Raw genomic sequence first — 22,684 nt, 5'->3', positions numbered from 1 at the left:
CGAACTGATATTACTCAGCAGCAGCTTCTGCTTCTGGGCGGTCTACAAGCTCAATGTATGCCATTGGAGCTTTATCACCTGCACGGAAACCACACTTAAGAATACGAGTGTAGCCACCTTGACGTGCTGCGAAACGTGGACCTAGTTCGTTAAATAGTTTTGCTACAACTTCGTTATCACGAGTGCGAGCAAATGCTAGACGACGGTTTGCAACGCTGTCAGTCTTAGCTAGTGTAATCAAAGGCTCAACGACGCGACGTAGCTCTTTTGCTTTTGGTAAAGTTGTCTTGATAACTTCATGACGTACCAGAGAGCTAGCCATGTTGCTAAACATCGCTTTACGATGTGAGCTGTTGCGGTTGAGTTGACGACCACTCTTACGATGGCGCATGACCTAATCCTTCTAACTAGTATCGATTAATCTTCTGCAATTGACGCTGGTGGCCAGTTTTCTAGGCGCATGCCTAGAGACAGACCGCGTGATGCAAGAACGTCTTTAATCTCGGTAAGAGATTTTTTACCTAAGTTTGGCGTTTTCAGAAGCTCAACTTCGGTACGTTGCACAAGATCACCGATGTAGTGAATCGCTTCTGCTTTTAGACAGTTAGCAGAGCGAACTGTTAGTTCAAGATCGTCTACAGGACGCAGTAGGATAGGATCGAATTCAGGCTTCTCTTCTTTCTCCTCAGGTACACGTACATCACGAAGATCTACGAACGCATCCAATTGTTCAGCAAGAATAGTTGCTGCACGACGGATAGCTTCCTCAGGTTCTAAAGTACCATTCGTTTCCATATCGATAACAAGCTTATCCAAGTCAGTACGCTGCTCAACACGAGCTGCAGCCACAGAGTAGGCAATTTTGTCTACTGGGCTGTAGATTGCATCTACAAGCAGGCGACCGATAGGACGCTCATCTTCTTCAGTATGGATACGAGCGGATGCCGGAACATAACCGCGACCACGTTGAACTTTGATGCGCATAGCGATCTCAGCGTTATCATCGGTTAGATGACAAATAACGTGCTCAGGGTTTACGATCTCCACATCACCGTCATGGGTGATGTCACCTGCAACCACAGGGCCCGAGCCTGATTTGTTTAGTGTAATGAACACTTCATCTTTGCCGTCAGCAACGCGAACTGCTAAGCCTTTCAGGTTAAGAAGAATCTCAAGGATATCTTCCTGTACACCCTCTTTGGTGCTGTATTCGTGAAGTACGCCTTCAATCTCTACTTCCGTGACTGCACAGCCAGGCATAGAAGATAGAAGAATACGGCGAAGTGCATTACCCAGAGTATGGCCGAAACCACGCTCTAACGGCTCAAGAGTTACTTTTGCGTGTGTCGTGCTGATCTGTTCGATATCAACAAGACGTGGCTTAAGAAATTCTGTTACAGAACCCTGCATTGTGTCCTCTCTTTAGTTTAAACCTTACTTAGAGTAAAGCTCGACGATCAATTGTTCGTTGATGTCAGCTGATAGATCTGAACGTTCAGGCAAACGCTTGAATGTACCTTCCATCTTGCCAGCATCTACTTCAATCCAAGTTGGTTTTTCGCGTTGTTCTGCAACTTCTAGAGCTGCTTTAATACGAGTTTGCTTTTGAGCTTTCTCGCGAATTGCAACAACGTCGCTAGCCGCAACTTTGAAAGAAGGAACGTTTACAACTTTACCGTTAACTAGGATAGCTTTGTGGCTAACTAGCTGACGAGCTTCTGCGCGAGTTGCGCCAAAACCCATGCGGTAAACTACGTTATCTAGACGACCTTCTAGAAGCTGAAGTAGGTTCTCACCAGTGTTACCTTTAAGGCGAGCTGCTTCTTTGTAGTAGTTACGGAATTGTTTTTCCAGAACGCCGTACATACGACGAACTTTTTGCTTCTCACGAAGCTGAACGCCATACTCAGATAGACGACCGCGACGAGCGCCGTGTACACCTGGTGCGTTATCAATTTTACACTTGGTATCTACCGCGCGAATACCTGACTTAAGGAACAAGTCAGTACCTTCACGACGGCTAAGCTTAAGCTTAGGACCCAAATATCTTGCCATGATCTTTCTCCAGTATTCTAAAAAACGTTATACGCGACGTTTCTTAGGTGGACGACAACCGTTATGAGGGATTGGAGTCGCATCAACAATGTTAGTGATACGGAAACCAGCTGCGTTCAGTGCGCGAACAGTAGATTCACGACCTGGACCAGGACCCTTAACCATAACTTCCAAGTTCTTCAGGCCGTATTCTTTAGCCATTTCAGCACAACGTTCTGCAGCAACCTGTGCAGCGAACGGAGTTGATTTACGAGAACCGCGGAAACCTGAACCACCTGCAGTTGCCCATGCAAGAGCGTTACCTTGACGGTCAGAAATGGTTACGATTGTGTTGTTGAAAGATGCGTGGATATGCGCTACGCCATCAGCAATTTGCTTGCGAACGCGTTTACGTGCGCGAGTTGGTTGTTTTGCCATTGTACTCTACCCTTCCCGACTATTTCTTGATCGGCTTGCGCGGACCCTTACGAGTACGTGCGTTGGTTTTAGTACGCTGTCCACGTAGTGGTAGACTGCGACGATGACGAAGACCACGGTAACAGCCAAGGTCCATAAGACGCTTGATGTTCATGGAAACTTCACGACGTAGATCACCCTCTACAGTGTACTTAGCTACACCATCACGCAGTAGATTGATCTGCTCTTCAGTTAGTTCACTGATCTTAACATTTTCAGCAACACCCACTTCAGCTAGGATAGCTTGAGAGCGAGTCTTACCGATGCCGTAGATTGAAGTTAATGCAATCACAGCATGTTTTTGATCAGGAATGTTAATGCCTGCTATACGGGCCACTATTCACTCCTAGTACTCTATATAAAGAATTACCCGCAGCAGAGCCCGTTGAGGATACGCTGCGGTATACTACTTCTTTTGCACGCAAAAGGTAGGCCGAGGACTATACTCGACACTACCTTATTTTTCAAGTAAAAATTTCTGCTAATTAGCCTTGGCGCTGCTTGTGCTTAGGCTCACTGCAAATTACTCGCACAACACCGTTGCGCTTGATGATTTTACAGTTACGGCAGATTTTTTTAACGGAAGCACGAACTTTCATTGCTAAACTCCGTAAATGTAATCTGGGGGGCAATAAAGTCGATTAACGACCGTAGCCTTTCAGATTAGCTTTTTTCAACACAGACTCATATTGATGAGACATCATATGTGTCTGTACCTGTGCCATAAAGTCCATGATCACAACCACTACGATAAGTAGCGACGTACCGCCAAAGTAGAAACGTACGTTCCACGCTGACATCATGAACTGAGGGATCAGACAGATAAAGGTAATGTACAGTGCACCAGCTAATGTTAGGCGCGTCATCACTTTATCGATATATTTCGCTGTCTGCTCACCTGGGCGGATACCGGGTACGAACGCACCGGACTTCTTCAAGTTATCCGCTGTTTCACGTGGGTTAAATACCAACGCAGTATAGAAGAAACAGAAGAAAATAATTGCTACTGCATAAAGTATTACATAGAGCGGTTGGCCAGGGCTTAACGCCAAAGACACATCTGTTAACCAGCTAAATGCCGGATTACCGCTTTTACCAAACCACTGAGCCAAAGTCCCAGGGAAAAGGATAATACTTGATGCAAAAATCGCAGGGATTACACCGGCCATATTTACTTTTAATGGCAAGTGTGTGCTCTGCGCTGCAAAAACCTTACGACCTTGCTGACGTTTCGCATAGTTAACGACGATTCGACGTTGACCACGTTCCATGAAAACAACGAAGTAAATAACTGCAAAAGCAATTACTGCAATTAGCAGTAGAAGAAGTACATGCAGTTCACCTTGACGCGCTTGCTCGATAGTTTGTCCGATTGCCTTAGGCAACCCAGCAACAATACCTGCAAAAATAAGCAATGAAATACCATTACCTATTCCTCGCTCTGTAATTTGTTCACCTAACCACATTAAGAACATGGTACCAGTTACTAAACTTACGGTGGCAATTAGCGTAAACATGGTTTGGTCGATAACGACCAGATTAGAGACCATATTTGGTAGGCCAGTTGCGATACCAATAGCTTGGAAAATTGCAAGTACAAGCGTGCCGTAACGCGTATATTGGCTGATCTTCCGACGGCCTGCTTCACCCTCTTTTTTGAGTTCCGCTAACGCTGGATGAACTACAGTCAACAATTGGACAACAATTGACGCCGAAATATACGGCATGATGCCCAATGCGAATATAGATGCACGCGAAAGTGCACCACCAGAGAACATGTTAAACATCTCAATGATGGTGCCTTTTTGCTGTTCGAACAAATCGGCGAGTACAGCAGCATCAATACCAGGAATCGGCACAAAAGAGCCAGCTCGGAATACTAAAAGTGCACCCACTACGAATAATAAGCGCGACTTCAGCTCACTTAAGCCGCCCTGAGCACTACGAAAATCTTGTCCTGGTTTCTTAGCCATCTGTACCTCAATCCTCGAGATTATTCCTCGATTTTACCGCCTGCAGCTTCGATTGCAGCTTTAGCGCCTTTAGTCACGCGTAGACCTTTAACAGTCACAGCTTTGCTGATCTCGCCAGATAGAACAACTTTAACATTTTCGATGTTCTTAGCAACAACGTTAGCTGCTTTAAGGCTGTTTAGATCAACTACGTCACCAGTCACTTTCGCTAGCTCACCTAGACGAACTTCAGCAGACACTAAGCTCTTACGAGAAGTGAAACCGAATTTAGGTAGACGTTGTTTCAATGGCATTTGACCGCCTTCGAAACCTGGACGAACTTTACCGCCAGAACGTGACTTTTGACCTTTGTGACCACGGCCACCTGTTTTACCAAGGCCAGAACCGATACCACGACCTAAACGCTTCTTAGAAGGTTTAGAACCCGCAGCCGGTGATAGAGTATTCAAACGCATTCTGATTACTCCTCAACTTTAACCATGTAGTTAACCTTGTTGATCATACCGCGTACACACGGTGTATCTTCAAGTTCAACTGTATGGTTGATGCGACGAAGGCCTAGACCACGCAAAGTAGCTTTATGCTTAGGTAGGCGACCAATTGAGCTTTTAGTTTGAGTTACTTTAATAGTTGCCATGGTGTTCTTACTCCGAAATAGATTCAACAGTTAGACCACGTTTAGCAGCAACCATTTCTGGTGACTTCATGCTACCTAGTGCATCGATCGTAGCACGAACGATGTTGATAGGGTTCGTAGAACCGTATGCTTTAGATAGTACGTTGTGTACACCGGCAACTTCTAGTACTGCACGCATCGCACCACCTGCGATAACACCTGTACCTTCTGATGCTGGCTGCATGTAAACTTTAGAGCCCGAATGGCGACCTTTCACTGCGTGGTGAAGAGTGCCTTCGTTAAGCGCGATAGTAGTCATGTTACGACGCGCTTTTTCCATTGCTTTTTGAATCGCTGCAGGTACTTCACGAGCTTTGCCGTAACCGAAACCTACACGACCGTTACCGTCACCAACTACTGTTAGTGCAGTGAAGCTCATGATTCGACCACCTTTAACCGTCTTAGAAACACGGTTAACTGCGATTAGCTTTTCTTGCAAATCATTAGCTTGTTGTTGTTCTTTAGCCATCTTCCAACCCTACCTTAGAATTTCAGACCAGCTTCGCGAGCAGTATCTGCTAGCGCCGCTACTCGACCGTGGTATTGGAAACCAGAACGATCAAATGCAACTGCAGTTACGCCTTTTTCAAGCGCACGCTCAGCAATAGCTTTACCTACTGCTTTAGCAGCATCGATGTTACCGGTGTTTTTAACCTGCTCACGGATCGCTTTTTCTACAGTAGAAGCTGCTGCGATAACCTCAGAGCCATTAGCTGCAATCACCTGTGCGTACACGTGACGAGGAGTACGGTGTACTACTAGGCGAGTTGCACCCAGTTCTGCAATCTTACGACGTGCGCGAGTGGCACGACGGATGCGAGATGCTTTCTTATCCATAGCGTTACCTTACTTCTTCTTAGCTTCTTTAGTACGCACATTTTCATCTGCGTAACGAACACCTTTACCTTTATAAGGTTCAGGTTCACGGTAAGAACGAATATCCGAAGCAACTTGACCAACTAATTCCTTAGAACAACCAGAAATTACGATGTCAGTTTGAGTTGGACACTCAGCCTTAATACCTGCTGGCAATTCATGCTCAACAGGGTGCGAGAAGCCTAGAGTTAGAGCTACAGCGTTGCCTTTAACAGCAGCACGGTAACCAACACCTTTAAGAACTAATTTCTTAGAGAAGCCTTCAGTAACGCCGATAACCATGTTGTTAACTAGTGCACGAGCAGTACCTGCTTGTGCCCAAGCGTTTGCAACACCTTCGCGTGGACCGAAAGTTAGGTGGTTTTCTTCTTGAGCAATAACAACAGCGTTGTTGAATGCACGAGTTAATTCACCTTTAGCACCTTTTACAGTGATCTCTTGGCCGTTTAATTTCACCTCTACGCCAGCTGGAATAGCGACAGGTGCTTTAGCAACACGAGACATATCCTACTCCTTAAATTAAGCTACGTAGCAAATGATTTCACCGCCAAGACCCGCTTTGCGAGCTGCACGGTCTGACATCAGACCCTTGGAAGTGGAAACAACAGCAACACCCAGACCGCCCATCACTGATGGTAGCTCGTCTTTTTTCTTGTAGACGCGCAGACCAGGACGTGAAACACGTTGGATTTGCTCGATTACTGGTTTCGCTTGGAAGTACTTAAGAGTAACTTCTAGCTCAGGTTTTGCTTCGCTGTTTACAGCGAAGTCAACGATGTAACCTTCAGCTTTAAGTAGTGCAGCAATTGCAACTTTAAGCTTTGAAGAAGGCATTTTAACAGCAACTTTGTTTGCTGCCTGACCGTTACGAATACGGGTCAGCATATCCGAAATCGGATCTTGCATGCTCATAAACTTTACTCCAAATGATTAAGTGGCAATTACCAGCTAGCCTTACGAAGTCCAGGAATCTCGCCTTTCATGCAAGCTTCACGAACTTTGATACGGCTCAGACCGAATTTACGTAGGTAACCGTGTGGACGACCAGTTTGGTTACAACGGTTGCGCTGACGTGATGCACTTGAATCACGTGGAAGAGCTTGCAGTTTAAGAACTGCTGCCCAACGTTCTTCTTCAGATGCGTTTACATCGCTGATTGTTGCTTTTAGCGCTGCACGCTTTTCAGCATACTTAGCTACTAGCTTCGCACGTTTATCTTCACGTGCCTTCATTGATTGTTTAGCCATAACAGTAACCCTTCACCTTACTTACGGAATGGGAAGTTAAAGGCAGCCAGCAGAGCACGGCCTTCCTCATCGGTGCTTGCAGTAGTCGTGATAGTGATATCAAGACCGCGCACGCGATCGACTTTATCGTAGTCGATTTCCGGGAAGATGATTTGCTCGCGAACGCCCATGCTGTAGTTACCGCGTCCATCAAAAGATTTTGCGCTAACACCGCGGAAGTCACGTACACGTGGAAGTGCAATCGAGATTAAACGCTCGAAGAAATCCCACATGCGTTCGCCACGCAAGGTTACTTTACAACCAATTGGGTAGCCTTCACGAATTTTGAAACCTGCAACAGATTTACGAGCTTTAGTGATCAGTGGTTTTTGACCAGAGATCGTAGCCATATCAGCTGCTGCGTTTTCTAATAGTTTCTTATCGTTGATTGCTTCACCAACGCCCATATTGAGGGTGATTTTCTCAATTCTAGGGACTTGCATGACGCTTGTGTAGCTGAACTGTTTGGTCAGATCAGCGACTACAGACGACTTGTAGTAATCATGCAGTTTCGCCATAGTAGAACTCCAAATTACTTAATTGTTTCGCCGTTTGACTTGAAGAAACGCACTTTTTTGCCTTCTTCAAAACGGAAACCGATACGGTCCGCTTTACCAGTAGCTGCGTTAAAGATAGCCACGTTAGATGCATCAATCGCTGCTTCTTGCTCAACGATACCACCTTGAGTACCAAGAGCTGGAACAGGTTTTTGATGTTTCTTAACTAGGTTGATACCTTCAACGATAACTTTACCAGTTGTTAGGACCTTAGTTACTTTACCTTTCTTGCCTTTGTCTTTACCAGCAAGAACGATTACTTCGTCGTTACGACGGATTTTAGCTGCCATTGTTTGCCGCTCCTTACAGAACTTCTGGAGCCAGTGATACAATCTTCATGAATTTCGCATTACGAAGTTCACGAGTCACTGGACCAAAGATACGTGTACCGATTGGTTGCTCAGTGTTGTTATTCAACAATACGCAAGCATTACGGTCGAAGCGAATGACAGAACCGTCCTGACGACGTACGCCTTTACGGGTGCGCACTACAACCGCCTTCATTACATCACCTTTTTTAACTTTACCGCGAGGAATTGCTTCCTTAACAGTAACTTTAATGATGTCGCCCACATGAGCGTAACGGCGGTGAGAGCCACCCAGAACCTTAATACACATTACGCTGCGAGCGCCTGAGTTATCAGCTGCGTCCAGCATACTTTGCATTTGGATCATGTTAGTGCTCCGCTAAATATAAAAAAACTAGACCCTCTCGGGTCGGGCTGCCTCTTTAAAAGGGACGCGAATTGTACCACCCTTTTTTTAGAAAGGGTAGTCAAAAAACAAGCGGCTCCAAAAAATTCCGGAGCCGCTTTTGTTTTTAGAAAAGGAAAATTAGATTTTCGCTTTTTCCAAAACTTTTACCAATGTCCAAGATTTAGTCTTAGACAGTGGACGACACTCTTGAATTTCAACTACGTCGCCTTGGCCACATTCGTTGTTTTCGTCGTGTGCGTGCAGTTTAGTCGTACGTTTAACGAACTTGCCGTAAATTGGGTGTTTTACGAAACGTTCGATAGCAACAACAATAGACTTGTCCATTTTGTTGCTGATAACACGACCTTGCTGGGTACGGATTTTGTCGCTCATTATGCGCCTGCCTTCTCAGTCAAAACAGTTTTCACACGTGCGATATCACGGCGTACAGCTTTCAGAGTATGAGTTTGCTGTAGTTGACCAGTTGCAGCTTGCATACGCAAGTTGAACTGTTCTTTCAACAAATTCAATAGCTCAGCATTAAGCTCTTCAACGCTCTTTTCGCGTAGATCTAGTGCTTTCATCACATCACCTGCTTAGTTACAAATGTAGTCTTGAATGGCAGTTTACGTGCCGCTAGACGGAACGCTTCACGAGCCAATTCTTCAGGTACACCATCAACTTCGTACATAACCTTACCAGGTTGGATTTGGGCTACCCAGTACTCAACGTTACCTTTACCCTTACCTTGACGAACTTCAAGTGGTTTTTCTGTGATAGGTTTGTCTGGGAAAACACGGATCCAGATTTGACCTTGACGCTTAATGTGACGTGTCATAGCACGACGTGCCGCTTCGATTTGACGAGCAGTTAGACGACCACGGCCTACAGCTTTCAAACCGAAAGTACCGAATGATACTTCAGTACCTTTAGCTAGACCACGGTTACGACCTGTATGAACCTTACGGAACTTAGTACGTTTAGGTTGTAGCATCTGTCGACTCCTTACTTACGGCCTTTGCGCTGCTTCTTAGGCTTTTCACTCTTAGGTTCAGCAACTGGCATACCGCCTAGAATCTCACCTTTGAAGATCCAAACTTTAACGCCAATCACACCGTATTGAGTGTGAGCAGAAGAAGTCGCGTAATCAATGTCAGCACGAAGAGTGTGTAGAGGCACACGGCCTTCACGGTACCACTCAGTACGTGCGATTTCAGCGCCGCCTAGACGACCACTTACTTCAACTTTGATACCTTTAGCGCCTAGACGCATTGCGTTTTGTACCGCGCGCTTCATAGCACGACGGAACATAACACGACGCTCTAGCTGAGACGCGATGCTATCAGCCACTAATTGACCGTCTAGCTCAGGTTTACGTACTTCAGCGATGTTGATTTGTGCTGGTACACCTGAAATTTTCGCTACAGCTGCGCGTAGCTTCTCAACGTCTTCACCTTTCTTACCGATAACAACACCTGGGCGAGCAGTGTGAATAGTCACACGGATGCTCTTCGCAGGACGTTCGATAACGATGCGTGATACTGACGCTTTTACCAATTCCTTGTTTAGGAATTGACGTACCTTGAAGTCGCCGTCTAGGTTGTCAGCGAATTCGTTGGTGTTAGCAAACCATGTAGCATTCCAAGGCTTAACGATGCCAAGACGAATACCATTAGGATGTACTTTCTGACCCATTGCTTACTCTCCTAGTCTCTTAGCGATCTGCGACAACCACAGTAATGTGGCTTGAACGCTTCAAGATACGATCCGCACGGCCTTTAGCACGAGGCATAATACGCTTCATGATAGGGCCCTCATCTACGAAGATTTTAGCGACACGTAGATCGTCAATGTCAGCACCTTCGTTGTGTTCCGCGTTAGCGATAGCTGACTCAAGAACTTTCTTCACTAGCTCAGCAGCTTTTTTGTTGCTGAAAGTTAGAACTTCTAGAGCTTGGTCTACGCTTTTACCACGGATAAGATCTGCTACTAAGCGAGCTTTCTGAGGAGAAATGCGAGCAAAGTTATGTTTAGCTAAAGCTTCCATCATCTACTCCTTATTTCTTCTTAGTTTTCTTATCCGCAGCATGACCGCGGTAAGTACGTGTAGGCGCGAATTCGCCCAGTTTGTGACCGATCATCTCGTCAGTTACGAAAACTGGCACGTGTTGACGACCATTATGGACAGCGATGGTCAAACCGATCATTGTAGGAATGATCATTGAACGACGGGACCAAGTCTTAATAGGCTTTTTGTCTCCGCTTTCCACCGCTTTCTCTACCTTCTTCAGCAAGTGTAGGTCAATAAATGGACCTTTCTTGAGAGAACGTGGCATGGCTTATCCTCTTTAATAGATTACTTATTACGACGACGTACGATGTACTTGTCAGTGCGTTTGTTCTTACGGGTCTTGAAGCCTTTAGTTGGCATGCCCCATGGAGATACAGGGTGACGACCACCAGAAGTACGACCTTCACCACCACCGTGTGGGTGGTCAACCGGGTTCATTACCACACCGCGAACGGTAGGACGAACACCGCGCCAGCGAGTTGCACCTGCTTTACCAAGCTCACGAAGCATGTGTTCGTGGTTGCCAACTTCACCGATAGTCGCACGACCTTCAGAAAGAACTTTGCGCATTTCGCCAGAACGTAGACGGATAGTTACGTATGCACCATCACGAGCAACGATTTGTGCGTATGCACCAGCAGAACGAGCTAGCTGTGCGCCTTTACCAGGTTTAAGCTCAACGTTGTGTACAGTTGAACCTACTGGGATGTTGCGCATAGGTAGTGCGTTACCCGCTTTGATTGCAGCGTCAGCACCAGACTGGATTTGATCACCAGCTTTGATACCTTTAGGTGCAATGATGTAACGACGTTCGCCGTCTTTGTATAGTACTAGAGCAATGTTCGCACTACGGTTTGGATCGTATTCGATACGCTCAACTGTAGCTGGGATACCATCTTTAGTACGTTTGAAGTCAATCACACGGTAGTGTTGCTTATGACCGCCACCGATGTGACGAACAGTAATACGACCGTTGTTGTTACGACCACCGTTCTTAGAGTTTTTCTCTAGAAGTGGTGCGTAAGGCTTACCTTTATATAGGTCAGCGTTTACGATTTTAACAACGTGACGACGACCAGCCGAAGTCGGCTTACATTTAACAATAGCCATTTTTCAACTACTCCTGTTATTCCGCGCCGCCAACAAAGTCAAGATCTTGACCTTCTTTCAAAGTAACGTACGCTTTTTTAACGTCGCTGCGGCGACCTTGGCGTAGACCTTGACGTTTGGTCTTACCCTTAGTGATAAGAGTATTTACAGACTTAACTTCAACTTCAAATAGCTTTTCTACAGCTGCTTTGATCTCTTTTTTAGTCGCATCAATCGCTACTTTGAATACGATAGTGTTACCGTTTTCAGCAGCCATAGTTGCTTTTTCAGAGATGTGCGGAGCACGTAGAACTTTTAGTAGACGCTCTTGTTTGATCATCCTAGCATCTCCTCAACTTGCTTAACTGCAGCTGCAGTCATTACAACTTTGTCGAACGCGATTAGGCTTACTGGGTCGATACCAGAAGCGTCACGAACGTCAACTTTGTATAGGTTACGAGCAGCTAAGAATAGATTCTCGTCTACTTCACCAGTAACGATAAGTGCATCGTTAAGCTCAAGTTCTTTAAGCTTAGCTACTAGTTCTTTAGTTTTTGGTGCTTCTACTGAGAATTCTTCAACAACGATTAGACGCTCTTGACGAACTAGCTCAGAAAGAATTGCTTTCATAGCACCACGGTACATTTTTTTGTTTACTTTTTGGCTGTGATCTTGTGGTTTCGCAGCAAAAGTAACACCACCTGTACGCCAGATTGGGCTACGGATTGTACCAGCACGAGCACGGCCAGTACCTTTTTGACGCCATGGCTTAGCGCCACCGCCAGAAACTTCTGAACGTGTCTTTTGAGCACGAGTACCTTGACGAGCACCTGCTGCATATGCAACAACTACTTGGTGTACAAGAGCTTCGTTGAACTCACGTCCGAAAGTAGTTTCGGAAACAGTTAGTGCGTTAGCACCTTTAACCATCAATTCCATTACTTACTCCTAGACGTTATGCTTTAGCTTTAACAGCTGGTTTCACGATCACGTTACCGCCAGTTGAGCCTGGTACTGCACCTTTGATAAGAAGCAGATTGCGCTCAGCGTCAACACGTACGATCTCTAGGTTTTGAGTCGTTACACGCTCAGCACCCATTTGACCTGCCATTTTCTTGCCTTTAAATACGCGACCTGGAGTCTGACATTGACCGATAGAACCAGGAGCACGGTGAGACAAGGAGTTACCGTGAGTCATATCTTGAGTACGGAAGTTCCAACGCTTAACTGCGCCTTGGAAGCCTTTACCTTTAGATGTACCAGTAACGTCTACTTTTTTTACTTCGTTGAAAAGTTCAACAGTTAGTTCTGAACCAACTTCAAACTCTTCGCCGTTTTCTAAACGGAATTCCCAAAGACCGCGACCAGCTTCAACATTTGCTTTCGCAAAGTGACCAGCTTCTGGTTTAGTAACGCGGTTAGCTTTCTTAGCACCAGCTGTGATCTGGATTGCTGAGTAACCATCAGAATCAAGAGATTTAACTTGAGTCACACGGTTCGCTTCAACTTCCACAACAGTTACTGGGATAGAAACGCCTTCTTCGGTAAATACGCGGGTCATACCCACTTTACGTCCGACTAGACCAATCATTATTCTAACTCCCTTAACCTAGGCTGATTTGAACATCAACACCAGCCGCAAGATCTAGACGCATCAGAGCATCAACAGTCTTGTCAGTTGGTTCTACGATGTCGATCAGACGCTTGTGAGTACGAATTTCGTACTGGTCACGTGCATCTTTGTTTACGTGTGGAGAGATAAGAACAGTGAAACGCTCTTTACGAGTAGGTAGTGGGATAGGACCACGAACCTGTGCGCCGGTACGCTTAGCTGTTTCAACGATTTCCGCAGTAGAAGCATCGATTAGTTTGTAATCGAACGCTTTAAGGCGGATACGGATGCGTTGGTTCTGCATGAGACAGAGCTCCAATTATTAAAAATTACACAAACAATATCGCCACTCTGGCTCGCATAGGGCGAGAGAATGCCGATTGATTTATGTGAAACCGTAGTGTCCGGATTGGACACATTGTCAGCTAACAAAAAAAGATATTATATATCAAAAATTATTAACTGCGAACATAAGCAGAGTATACATTACCTTATAAATCAACAAGGATTTACTAGCTCCTCGCCGCTCATTGGTTCACAACTGGCTTAACCAGTGGAGCGCATTATACAGGTTGCTGGAGCACATGCAAGTGCTGGTCGAAAATTAAACGAAATTAATTTTGTGCTTACTATGCCTTTATTCTGCTACAAAAAAGCCCTACTCACGAGTAGGGCTCAAGCATAGATATATTGTGCTGATCACTTACCTCGATAAGTCACTATCAATACGTAATACGTTTAGCGCACTAGACGCTGACGTACCGCTTCAAACAGACATACACCAGAGGCAACAGACACGTTCAAGCTCGAAACCGAACCTGCCATTGGAATTTTAATCAGGTCATCACACGTTTCACGAGTTAGACGACGCATGCCATCCCCTTCCGCACCCATCACGATCGCTAAAGGACCAGTAAGTTTGCTTTGGTAAATATCGTGTGTCGCTTCACCAGCAGTTCCTACAAACCAAATGCCTTGTTCTTGCAATGCACGCATAGTACGAGCAAGGTTTGTTACTCGGACTAAAGGTACTGTTTCTGCTGCGCCACACGCGACTTTACTCACGGTAGCATTCATCGCTGCTGATTTATCTTTTGGTACGATAACCGCGGCAACGCCAGCTGCATCTGCATTACGTAAACATGCCCCGAGGTTGTGAGGGTCTGTAACACCATCAAGCACAAGTAACAAAGGCTGCTCATGCTGGGCAAGAATGCCATCAATATCGTGTTCATTAAGTACTTTGGCAGGCGTTACTCGAGCAATCAACCCCTGGTGATTTGCTCCCTTCGCTTTATCGTCTAGCGCTTTACGCCCCATTTCCTGAATAGATACACCAAGACGTGCTAATTCATTCAATACAGGCAGTAACCGCTCATCTTGACGTCCTTTTAGAACATACGCTTCAATAAAGCGGGCAGGATCACGCTCAAGCACAGCTTTTACTGCGTGAATTCCATAAATCATTTCGTTACTCATTCGTTACCTATTTCTTTTTCGCTTTGCCGGTTTTATTACGGGCTTTGTTTTTACGCGCTTTCTGAGCTTTGGTCTTGTTACGAGTCCGAGTTGAGCCATCTTCATCAGGACGTTTAGTCGGCTCTATATCCGGCATGGCTTTTTGAGCTTTTCCTAACGATTGGTTAGGTTTATTGCCACGAACTTTTGCTCTTGCTTCTGCTGCGCGTTTTTTCGCAGTTTTACCACGGCCGCGTACTTTACGACTTGTTTCGACTAAAGCAAAGTCAATTTGTCTTTCATCTAGATTAACTGCTTGGACTTTAACTTTTACAGAATCGCCCAAACGATAGATTGCACCAAAAGATTCACCTACCAAGCGTTGACCGACGGGATCAAATTGATAGTAATCATTTGCCAGTGACGAAATATGCACAAGGCCATCAATGTGAAGCTCAGTTAAGCGTACAAAGAAACCGAAACCAGTCACATTAGCAATCACACCATCTAATACTTCACCAACGTGATCTTGCATGTATTCACATTTGAGCCAATCAGACACTTCACGAGTGGCATCATCAGCACGACGTTCAGTCGTCGAACACTGCTCACCATAGAAATCCATATCATCGAAGGAGTAATGGAACCCTCCGGTTGGTGTCCAACGATCTTTATTTTGGCCTTTTTCTTTCGCAATAAGATATTTTATAGCGCGGTGCAGTAATAAATCCGGATAACGGCGAATTGGCGAGGTAAAGTGCGCATAACGTTTAAGTGCTAAACCAAAGTGACCACAGTTATCCGCATTGTAAACGGCCTGCTTCATAGAACGTAGCAGCATGGTTTGGATAAGCTCTTTATCCGGACGCTGGAAAACTTGATGCATCAGGTGTGCATAATCCGTTGGTGATGGTTCTAATCCACCGTTCAAGTTCAAACCAAGTTCACCCAAAAAGTCTCTAAAGCTAACTAAGCGCTGCTCTCCCGGAGATTCATGGATACGATACAAAGCAGGTTCTTTCGCTTTTTCCACCAGCGAGGCTGATGCAATATTGGCCAAAATCATGCACTCTTCAATGATCTTGTGTGCATCATTACGAATCACAGGTTCAATACGATCAATCTTACGATTCGCATTGAAGATAAATTTAGTTTCAACTGTTTCGAACTCGATCGCACCACGAGCTTCACGTGCTGTTTTTAGCACTTGGTACATGCGATACAGTTCTTCGAGATGAGGAACAAGCGGAGAGTAGCGTTCACGTAACTCTTCGTCCCCTTCCAGCATGTCAGCGACTTTATTGTAAGTAAGGCGCGCGTGAGAATTCATTACCGCTTCGTAATGTTTATAGCCTGACAACTTACCGCTTTGCGATACCGTCATTTCACACACCATGCACAAACGGTCAACTTGCGGGTTCAATGAACACAGCCCATTCGACAGAACTTCCGGAAGCATCGGCACAACTTGTGAAGGGAAATAAACCGAGTTACCACGGTTAATCGCTTCTTTATCTAACGCAGTATCAGGGCGAACATAATAGCTTACATCCGCAATGGCTACCCACAGACGCCAACCGCCGCCTTTTTTCGCTTCACAATACACAGCATCGTCAAAGTCACGTGCATCTTCGCCATCAATGGTCACGAGAGGAAGAGAACGTAAGTCAACACGTCCTTGCTTCGCTTCCTCTGGTACTTCTTCTCCTAAACCTTGAATCTGTTTTTCAACCGCTTCAGGCCATTCGTGAGGAATTTGATGGGTGCGAATTGCGATTTGAGTTTCCATACCTGGCGCCATATTTTCGCCAAGCACTTCCACTACACGTCCGATCATACCGCGATTGCGAGTCCCTCGATCCGTAATTTCAATCACCACAACATTGCCCATACGAGCTCCCATGCGGTGCTCTTCAGGAATAAGAATATCTTGGTGAATGCGCGAATCATCAGGCACAACGTAGGCATAGCCTTGATCAAGGAAGAAACGACCGACGATTTGTGTCTTACGTTCCTCAAGAACACGAACCAAGCGGCCTTCTTTTCGACCGCGCTTATCCGTGCCTGCAGGCTGAACTAATACATAGTCTCCGTGGATGATGGTTCGCATCTGGTGATGTGGCAGCAAAATGTCATTATCTTTGCCAGTGCTTCCATCAGGGCGAACCCATCCATGACCATCGCGATGACCAATAACATAGCCTTTTACTAGCTCAAGTTTTTCAGGTAAGGCATAACACTGGCGGCGGGTAAACACTAATTGCCCGTCTCTTTCCATTGCACGCAGCCGGCGACGCAGGCCTTCATACTGCTCTTCACCTTCCAGTTCCAAAGCTTCGAATAAGTCATTGCGATTCATTGGTACATTAGCTTGCTTTAAGAACGCCAATATGAACTCACGGCTTGGCACCGGATTTTCATATTTTTGAGATTCACGCTCAGCAAAAGGGTCGTTCTTGATATTGTCTGACATTCATCGTCCTACTGTTGTGCTCGAAAAAAGAGGGGTATTAGCTACCTCTATTAGGGGTAAGTATATCTAAGTCTATGAGTAAGCTACACCCATGTGAGCGAAAACCACTAAACTTTGACGTTTTATCCCAGTTTAATTCCGTAAATTGCTCATTCTGATACATCAGGGTTACAACCCTAACCAACTGATTTATCATAGCCACTGGATTTTATAGCTCGATAGGACATCATTTTATGCGCTTTTCTCTTCCCCTATTACTGACAGCCATGGCAGGTGTATTACCCTTTACGGCATCAGCAGCCCAATCTGCCGATATTGTTTTGAAAAACGGCCTTGTATTAACTATGAATGGGGATAAAACGGTTTATTCCAAAGGCGCAGTTGTGATTAAAGATCACGAAATCATTGCCGTAGGCGATGATTCAATTACCAATCAGTACCAAGCGAAAAAGACAATGGATGTCGATGGCGATATCATTATGCCGGGTCTAATTAACACCCATACCCATGTATCAATGACCGTATTTCGCTCTTTAGCCGACGATGTACCAGACCGTTTGCATCGCTATATTTTCCCTTTGGAATCCAAATTGGTTTCTCGTGACATGGTTCGTATCGGCGCTAACTTAGGTAACGTTGAGATGGTTAAAGGGGGCGTAACCACTTACGCCGACATGTATTACTTCGAAGATGAAGTGGCCAGAACCGTCGAAAACATCGGGATGCGAGCAATACTAGGCGAAACCGTCATAAAATTTCCGGTCGCAGATGCTAAAAACGCAGACGCAGGTATCAATTACGCGATGAAATTCATTAAGCAATACCGCAATAACCCGCTCATCACGCCAGCGTTCGCACCTCATGCTCCTTACAGTAACACGACCGAAACACTGCAAAAGGTAGCTAAACTATCAGAGCAGGAAAATGTCCCTGTACTCATTCACTTGGCAGAAACTCATCATGAAGCTGAAGTGATAGCCAAACGCTCCAATGGCCTATCACCCGTGCAATACATGGAAAGTATCGGCGCTCTGAATAACCATGTTGTCGCTGCGCATATGATTTTGGTGAATGACAAGGATATCGCGATTGCGAAGAAAGAAGATATTGGCATTGCGCACTGCATGAGCGCCAATATTAAAGCCGCCAAAGGTGTCTCCCCTGCTCTCAAAATGTTTGATGATGGATTACGTATAGGTTTAGGTACGGATGGGCCAATGTCTGGTAATACATTAAGTATCATTGATGAATTCAACCAAGTGGCCAAACTTCATAAACTCGTCAATCACGATCGTAGTGCAATGCCACCAATTAAAGTCATTGAAATGGCAACGATTGGCGGAGCCAGAGCATTACATATGGAAGATAAAATAGGTTCTCTTGAAGTTGGCAAACTTGCAGATGTTATTGTCATAGATACCAAAGCGCCTAACATGGTACCTATCTATAACCCATATTCTGCGCTGGTTTACTCGGCAAACTCTGCTAACGTTAAAGATTCCATTATCAACGGTAGACTGATCATGCAAAATCGTCGTGTATTAACTGTTGATGAAGACAAAATTCGCCAACAAGCCATCGACTACACTCAAGTCGTACGCGACACAGTCATCAAGTCTGGCGAACAGGTGTTATAGCAAACCGTTACTTGTATGGTAATTGCCCATTTAAATTTTAAATTAGTAAAGAGTGATATATAGTTATCACTCTTTAATTCACACCATAAGTAACCATAAAAATCTCGTTAAACGTCACTTTCGGTTTATCTGGCGGTAGATAGTCAAACATCGCACAGGTTACACTGGCAATCGGTTACCAGGAATCCCAAAACTTATATGCAATTATTTAATCACCTAGGATGGTTTTTCCGTCGCTATTGGCATACCTATTCCCTAGCCCTACTGATGCTCTTTTCAGTTGGGCTAATTAATATGGCTATTCCATGGATCATCGGCCAATCTGTTGACCAATTACTAGCGACAAAAGACATGGCTCATACTGAGCATTTACTCTGGTTATTGCTCGCTGCTGGGGTGAGTGTCTATTTATTACGCTATGGTTGGCGACGTTTGCTGTTTGGTACTTCTTACTTATTAGGAAACAAACTGCGCGAACAGTATTACCAACGTTTAACAAAACAGGGCCAGGCATTTTACAGCGCGAATTCGACCGGCGATTTAATGGCTCGAGCAACGAACGACATCGATGCGGTAGAAACCGCCGCTGGTGAAGGGATACTGTCAGGCTTTGATGGCTTTCTCACCTTTGTGTTAGTCATTATTATGATGTTCGTCTTTATCGACTGGCGCTTAGCGGCGTTAGCCTTACTTCCTTTTCCTTTTATGGGATTCCTTTTTTATCGCTTATCCAGCCTGATTCATCGTCAATTTAAAGAAACTCTTGATAAATTTTCGACCCTTAACGATCAAACTCAACAAGCCATGGTCGGCATCAGAATGATCAAATCAATGGGAAGAGAAGAAATAGAGAAACAACAATTTAATAAAATTGCTGAACAAGCGGCAGAAAGTAATTATCGCGTGCAACGGTCAGAAGCAAAATTTAACCCTATCATTCAAATTAGCCTAGGTGGGTCTTTGCTTATCACCCTACTCGTTGGTGGTTGGCAAATTCATCAAGGATTGCTCACTGTGGGTCAGCTCACCAGCTTTACTATGTACCTTTCTGAACTGATTTGGCCAATGTTTGCTTTCGGCTGGTTAATGAATATATTGCAACGAGGTAACGCTGCAATTGGCCGTTTACATGAATTACTGTCTTTACCTGACACCATTGCTGATCACGGAACGCAAACGCCTATTCGCTATGACATTCACATCCAAGATTTGACATTTAATTACCCCAATACTCCACACCCTAGTTTAAAAAATATCAATTTGAACCTAGAGGAAAATCATGTGTTAGGAATTGCTGGAGTCACCGGTTCCGGTAAAACCACATTACTCCAAGTACTCATGCGTTATTGGGAAACGACAAATCATTCCCTTTATATTGGGAATATTAATATTCAGGATATAGAGTTAGAAAAGTTACGCTCAACCTTTGCTTATGTTCCCCAAGACTCCTTCTTATTTAGTACATCAATTTTAGAAAACATTCGCATGGGACGATCAGGAGCAAGTGATGAGGAGGTTTTTCAAGCAGCTCAACTTGCTGCGATTCATGAGGATATTCTGCAATTTCCTGAAGGTTATGCCACTTTGGTTGGAGAAAGAGGTGTCACTCTATCAGGAGGGCAACGCCAGCGGGTTGCTATTGCTCGAGCCCTCATAAGTGTTGCGCCAGTTCTTATTCTGGATGATGCTCTATCTGCTGTCGATGTAGGCACAGAGCAAACCATCCTCGCTCACTTACGCGAACGTCAAGCACAAAGCGTCATTATTATCAGTCATCGCTTATCCGCGATTGAGCATGCTGATGAAATTATCGTACTCGCTCATGGATCTATCGCCGAACGGGGAACTCATCAACAATTAATAACCCAAGATGGCTGGTATTCCAGAATGGCCGCTTATCAACAAATGGCTCAAGCAATAGAAGGGGCGGATAATGACTAATCCCAACACAGATTCGACAAACAGCCCATCTGGCTCTTTTAAGCTGCTAATGGGCTATGTCTTTGCCGACCGTCCGCTCTTAATCAAAGCCGTTTTGTTGGTTGTGTTTGCAACCGCCCTTGATGTACTTGGCCCAATGTTGAGCAAGGTATTTATCGACCGTTTCATCATGCCCGATCACTACCCTTTCTGGCCGATTGCTGGGGTGGTCTCTCTATACGTTATCGCCACACTCTTAGGCACCTATTTAAAATATCAGCAGACACTCAAGTTCGTTGATATTGCCTTAAATGCAGTTCTTGATATTCGTGAGCGCGTCTTTGGCCACGTATTACGCTTACCCATGTCTTTTTTCGACTATGCTCGAACCGGTCAATTGGTCAGTCGTATCACCAATGATACGGAATCAATTAAAGACATCTATGTGCAGTTCCTCTCTAATGTCTTGTCTAGCGTAATTTTATTAATTGGTATCCTTACTGCCATGGCAATATTAGATGTCCACCTAATGTTGGTAGCACTCGCCTTGATACCAGCGATTGTGATTATGATTTATATCTATCAAAAGTTGAGTGGCAATATCGTCGCCGATAGCCGTCAACTCCGTTCAGATATCAACGCTACGATCAGCGAATCTATCGGTGGTATGGCCGTCATTCAAGCCACTAATCAACAACAGACAAAACTTGATCAATTCGATCATATTAACCAGCGTTATTATGGCACCCGCCTACGTACCATTACGATAGGATCATTTCTATTACGCCCTGCGATCAACTTACTGAGCATTATGGTACTCGCTGGCGTCGTGTGGTTCTTTGGTTTAAAAGTCGTCCAAGGGTTTACGGAAATTGGTGTGCTTTATGCCTACCTCAACTATTTAGGTCGCTTTACTGAACCATTGGTTGAAATTACTCAGCGTTTTAGCCTTTACCAACAAGCAATAGTGGCCGGGGATCGAGTATTCGAACTTCTGCAAGAGCCAACAATGACGCCTGACAATCACACTCACGCCCAAATTGAGCATGGAAAACTTAATTTCAACCAGGTCTCTTTTGGCTACCAAGCCGACAAGCCCGTATTGCACCATCTAGATATTGAAATTGGCGCAGGGCAGTTTTTCGCAGTTGTCGGACATACTGGCAGCGGTAAAAGTACCCTGCTGAGTCTGTTGCTGAATTTCTATCAACCTCAACAAGGCACAATAGAGATTGATGGACACCCACTCACAGATTTTGACCATGACACACTCCGTGCAGGGATGGGGTTTATTCCACAAGAGCCTTTCATTTTGGCTTCAACGCTATTCGATAACATCGATATGGGACGAAACCTAAATCAATACGACATTGAAGAAGCAGCGAAAAAAGCACACCTGCATGATGTCATCATGGAGATGCCAGAAGGTTATCAAACGGAATTGGGGGAAGGCGGGTTACGTTTATCCACGGGACAACGACAGCAACTCATCATTGCACGCGCTTTAGCAGGGTCGCCGAAAATTTTACTCCTCGATGAAGCCACCGCGAATGTCGATAGTGAAACAGAACAAGTGGTGCAAAAAGCACTGCAACGCTTACAAGGGAAAGTCACTATGATTGTGGTTGCCCACCGATTGTCAACGATTCATCATGCCGATCAAATATTAGTTCTCGACCGTGGTCAGTTAATCGAACAAGGTAACCATGAGCAATTAATGAATATTGAAAACGGAAAATATCGGGCAATGTATCAACTGCAACAACAAGAACAGAAAGTTTCGCAAGCCGAGCAGTCACAGAACAGTTGATAAGGATACTAATTTAGCAGTGGTAACCAGATGAGTTCT

33 protein-coding genes are annotated in these 22,684 nt (G+C 45.0%); 3 read left to right on the top strand and 30 right to left on the bottom strand.

Translation table 11 applies throughout. The features are described from left to right. Nucleotides 1-10: 10 nt before the first annotated feature. From rplQ to rnr, 30 genes are all read right to left on the bottom strand, one after another. Entirely contained in the window at nucleotides 11-391 is a 381-nt protein-coding gene (rplQ, locus tag F9817_RS03940; protein WP_068715278.1) for a 50S ribosomal protein L17, read from the bottom strand. A gap of 26 nt (nucleotides 392-417) precedes the next feature. Next, a complete protein-coding gene (locus F9817_RS03935) occupies nucleotides 418-1,410 on the bottom strand; it encodes a DNA-directed RNA polymerase subunit alpha (protein WP_161153660.1) in 993 nt (330 codons plus the stop codon). Between the two features lie 24 nt (nucleotides 1,411-1,434). Further along, a complete protein-coding gene (rpsD, locus tag F9817_RS03930) occupies nucleotides 1,435-2,055 on the bottom strand; it encodes a 30S ribosomal protein S4 (protein WP_161153659.1) in 621 nt (206 codons plus the stop codon). Nucleotides 2,056-2,082: 27 nt separating this feature from the next. After that, nucleotides 2,083-2,472: a 30S ribosomal protein S11 gene (gene rpsK / locus F9817_RS03925; protein ID WP_161153658.1), complete on the bottom strand. Its 390-nt coding sequence runs from the start codon at nucleotides 2,470-2,472 to the stop codon at nucleotides 2,083-2,085. A gap of 19 nt (nucleotides 2,473-2,491) precedes the next feature. Beyond that, a complete protein-coding gene (rpsM, locus tag F9817_RS03920; protein WP_161153657.1) occupies nucleotides 2,492-2,848 on the bottom strand; it encodes a 30S ribosomal protein S13 in 357 nt (118 codons plus the stop codon). Nucleotides 2,849-2,996: 148 nt separating this feature from the next. Further along, a complete protein-coding gene (gene rpmJ, locus F9817_RS03915) occupies nucleotides 2,997-3,110 on the bottom strand; it encodes a 50S ribosomal protein L36 (protein ID WP_039969906.1) in 114 nt (37 codons plus the stop codon). 42 nt (nucleotides 3,111-3,152) lie between these two features. Further along, complete coding sequence (secY, locus tag F9817_RS03910; RefSeq protein ID WP_161153656.1) at nucleotides 3,153-4,484, bottom strand: preprotein translocase subunit SecY; 1,332 nt, start codon at nucleotides 4,482-4,484, stop codon at nucleotides 3,153-3,155. Nucleotides 4,485-4,504: 20 nt separating this feature from the next. Further along, entirely contained in the window at nucleotides 4,505-4,939 is a 435-nt protein-coding gene (gene rplO / locus F9817_RS03905) for a 50S ribosomal protein L15 (RefSeq protein WP_161153655.1), read from the bottom strand. 5 nt (nucleotides 4,940-4,944) lie between these two features. Further along, the gene (gene rpmD / locus F9817_RS03900; RefSeq protein WP_161153654.1) at nucleotides 4,945-5,121 is read right to left on the bottom strand and encodes a 50S ribosomal protein L30; all 177 of its coding nucleotides are present in this window, start codon (nucleotides 5,119-5,121) and stop codon (nucleotides 4,945-4,947) included. Nucleotides 5,122-5,128: 7 nt separating this feature from the next. Beyond that, complete coding sequence (gene rpsE, locus F9817_RS03895) at nucleotides 5,129-5,629, bottom strand: 30S ribosomal protein S5 (RefSeq protein ID WP_161153653.1); 501 nt, start codon at nucleotides 5,627-5,629, stop codon at nucleotides 5,129-5,131. A 14-nt stretch (nucleotides 5,630-5,643) separates the two neighbouring features. Beyond that, complete coding sequence (gene rplR / locus F9817_RS03890) at nucleotides 5,644-5,997, bottom strand: 50S ribosomal protein L18 (protein WP_161153652.1); 354 nt, start codon at nucleotides 5,995-5,997, stop codon at nucleotides 5,644-5,646. 9 nt (nucleotides 5,998-6,006) lie between these two features. Further along, nucleotides 6,007-6,540, bottom strand: a complete 534-nt coding sequence (gene rplF / locus F9817_RS03885) for a 50S ribosomal protein L6 (protein ID WP_161153651.1) — start codon at nucleotides 6,538-6,540, stop codon at nucleotides 6,007-6,009. 15 nt (nucleotides 6,541-6,555) lie between these two features. Then, nucleotides 6,556-6,948, bottom strand: coding sequence for a 30S ribosomal protein S8 (gene rpsH, locus F9817_RS03880; protein WP_161153650.1), 393 nt, complete (start codon nucleotides 6,946-6,948; stop codon nucleotides 6,556-6,558). A gap of 29 nt (nucleotides 6,949-6,977) precedes the next feature. Next, entirely contained in the window at nucleotides 6,978-7,283 is a 306-nt protein-coding gene (rpsN, locus tag F9817_RS03875) for a 30S ribosomal protein S14 (protein ID WP_161153649.1), read from the bottom strand. 17 nt (nucleotides 7,284-7,300) lie between these two features. After that, complete coding sequence (gene rplE, locus F9817_RS03870; RefSeq protein WP_161153648.1) at nucleotides 7,301-7,840, bottom strand: 50S ribosomal protein L5; 540 nt, start codon at nucleotides 7,838-7,840, stop codon at nucleotides 7,301-7,303. A gap of 14 nt (nucleotides 7,841-7,854) precedes the next feature. After that, the gene (gene rplX, locus F9817_RS03865) at nucleotides 7,855-8,169 is read right to left on the bottom strand and encodes a 50S ribosomal protein L24 (RefSeq protein ID WP_161153647.1); all 315 of its coding nucleotides are present in this window, start codon (nucleotides 8,167-8,169) and stop codon (nucleotides 7,855-7,857) included. A gap of 13 nt (nucleotides 8,170-8,182) precedes the next feature. Then, a complete protein-coding gene (gene rplN, locus F9817_RS03860) occupies nucleotides 8,183-8,554 on the bottom strand; it encodes a 50S ribosomal protein L14 (RefSeq protein ID WP_123016978.1) in 372 nt (123 codons plus the stop codon). A gap of 159 nt (nucleotides 8,555-8,713) precedes the next feature. Continuing rightward, nucleotides 8,714-8,968, bottom strand: coding sequence for a 30S ribosomal protein S17 (gene rpsQ / locus F9817_RS03855; protein WP_161153646.1), 255 nt, complete (start codon nucleotides 8,966-8,968; stop codon nucleotides 8,714-8,716). Then, nucleotides 8,968-9,159 carry a 50S ribosomal protein L29 gene (gene rpmC / locus F9817_RS03850; RefSeq protein ID WP_004728606.1) on the bottom strand — a complete coding sequence of 64 codons (192 nt, stop codon included), beginning with the start codon at nucleotides 9,157-9,159 and terminating at the stop codon, nucleotides 8,968-8,970. Before rpmC ends, rpsQ begins: the two co-directional genes overlap by 1 nt. Next, nucleotides 9,159-9,569 carry a 50S ribosomal protein L16 gene (rplP, locus tag F9817_RS03845; RefSeq protein ID WP_161153645.1) on the bottom strand — a complete coding sequence of 137 codons (411 nt, stop codon included), beginning with the start codon at nucleotides 9,567-9,569 and terminating at the stop codon, nucleotides 9,159-9,161. Before rplP ends, rpmC begins: the two co-directional genes overlap by 1 nt. Nucleotides 9,570-9,580: 11 nt before the next feature. Next, nucleotides 9,581-10,270, bottom strand: coding sequence for a 30S ribosomal protein S3 (rpsC, locus tag F9817_RS03840; protein ID WP_161153644.1), 690 nt, complete (start codon nucleotides 10,268-10,270; stop codon nucleotides 9,581-9,583). Nucleotides 10,271-10,289: 19 nt separating this feature from the next. After that, nucleotides 10,290-10,622 (bottom strand): 50S ribosomal protein L22, encoded by a 333-nt coding sequence (rplV, locus tag F9817_RS03835; RefSeq protein WP_161153730.1) that lies wholly within the window; start codon nucleotides 10,620-10,622, stop codon nucleotides 10,290-10,292. Between the two features lie 10 nt (nucleotides 10,623-10,632). Continuing rightward, entirely contained in the window at nucleotides 10,633-10,911 is a 279-nt protein-coding gene (gene rpsS, locus F9817_RS03830; protein WP_161153643.1) for a 30S ribosomal protein S19, read from the bottom strand. 20 nt (nucleotides 10,912-10,931) lie between these two features. Next, a complete protein-coding gene (rplB, locus tag F9817_RS03825) occupies nucleotides 10,932-11,756 on the bottom strand; it encodes a 50S ribosomal protein L2 (protein ID WP_161153642.1) in 825 nt (274 codons plus the stop codon). A 16-nt stretch (nucleotides 11,757-11,772) separates the two neighbouring features. After that, complete coding sequence (rplW, locus tag F9817_RS03820) at nucleotides 11,773-12,075, bottom strand: 50S ribosomal protein L23 (RefSeq protein ID WP_161153641.1); 303 nt, start codon at nucleotides 12,073-12,075, stop codon at nucleotides 11,773-11,775. Beyond that, complete coding sequence (gene rplD / locus F9817_RS03815) at nucleotides 12,072-12,674, bottom strand: 50S ribosomal protein L4 (protein WP_161153640.1); 603 nt, start codon at nucleotides 12,672-12,674, stop codon at nucleotides 12,072-12,074. Before rplD ends, rplW begins: the two co-directional genes overlap by 4 nt. 16 nt (nucleotides 12,675-12,690) lie before the next feature. Further along, nucleotides 12,691-13,326 carry a 50S ribosomal protein L3 gene (gene rplC / locus F9817_RS03810; RefSeq protein ID WP_161153639.1) on the bottom strand — a complete coding sequence of 212 codons (636 nt, stop codon included), beginning with the start codon at nucleotides 13,324-13,326 and terminating at the stop codon, nucleotides 12,691-12,693. 13 nt (nucleotides 13,327-13,339) lie between these two features. After that, entirely contained in the window at nucleotides 13,340-13,651 is a 312-nt protein-coding gene (rpsJ, locus tag F9817_RS03805; RefSeq protein ID WP_001181007.1) for a 30S ribosomal protein S10, read from the bottom strand. Between the two features lie 434 nt (nucleotides 13,652-14,085). Next, nucleotides 14,086-14,826 carry a 23S rRNA (guanosine(2251)-2'-O)-methyltransferase RlmB gene (gene rlmB / locus F9817_RS03800; protein ID WP_161153638.1) on the bottom strand — a complete coding sequence of 247 codons (741 nt, stop codon included), beginning with the start codon at nucleotides 14,824-14,826 and terminating at the stop codon, nucleotides 14,086-14,088. 7 nt (nucleotides 14,827-14,833) lie between these two features. Continuing rightward, nucleotides 14,834-17,278: a ribonuclease R gene (gene rnr, locus F9817_RS03795; RefSeq protein ID WP_161153637.1), complete on the bottom strand. Its 2,445-nt coding sequence runs from the start codon at nucleotides 17,276-17,278 to the stop codon at nucleotides 14,834-14,836. A 233-nt stretch (nucleotides 17,279-17,511) separates the two neighbouring features. On the opposite strand from rnr, the gene F9817_RS03790 reads away from it, so the two are divergent. The 3 genes from F9817_RS03790 to F9817_RS03780 all read left to right on the top strand — a co-directional run bounded on the left by F9817_RS03790 (nucleotide 17,512) and on the right by F9817_RS03780 (nucleotide 22,645). Then, nucleotides 17,512-18,915: an amidohydrolase gene (locus tag F9817_RS03790; protein ID WP_161153636.1), complete on the top strand. Its 1,404-nt coding sequence runs from the start codon at nucleotides 17,512-17,514 to the stop codon at nucleotides 18,913-18,915. Nucleotides 18,916-19,113: 198 nt separating this feature from the next. Then, nucleotides 19,114-20,856 (top strand): ABC transporter ATP-binding protein, encoded by a 1,743-nt coding sequence (locus tag F9817_RS03785; RefSeq protein WP_161153635.1) that lies wholly within the window; start codon nucleotides 19,114-19,116, stop codon nucleotides 20,854-20,856. Then, a complete protein-coding gene (locus F9817_RS03780; protein ID WP_161153634.1) occupies nucleotides 20,849-22,645 on the top strand; it encodes an ABC transporter ATP-binding protein in 1,797 nt (598 codons plus the stop codon). The genes F9817_RS03785 and F9817_RS03780 overlap by 8 nt, the downstream gene beginning before the upstream one ends. The last annotated feature ends 39 nt before the right edge of the window (nucleotides 22,646-22,684 follow it).

Origin of the sequence: Vibrio eleionomae (assembly GCF_009874545.1) — a bacterium.
Classification (GTDB): domain Bacteria; phylum Pseudomonadota; class Gammaproteobacteria; order Enterobacterales; family Vibrionaceae; genus Vibrio; species Vibrio nitrifigilis.
This window is presented reverse-complemented; position numbering and strand designations above follow the sequence as displayed.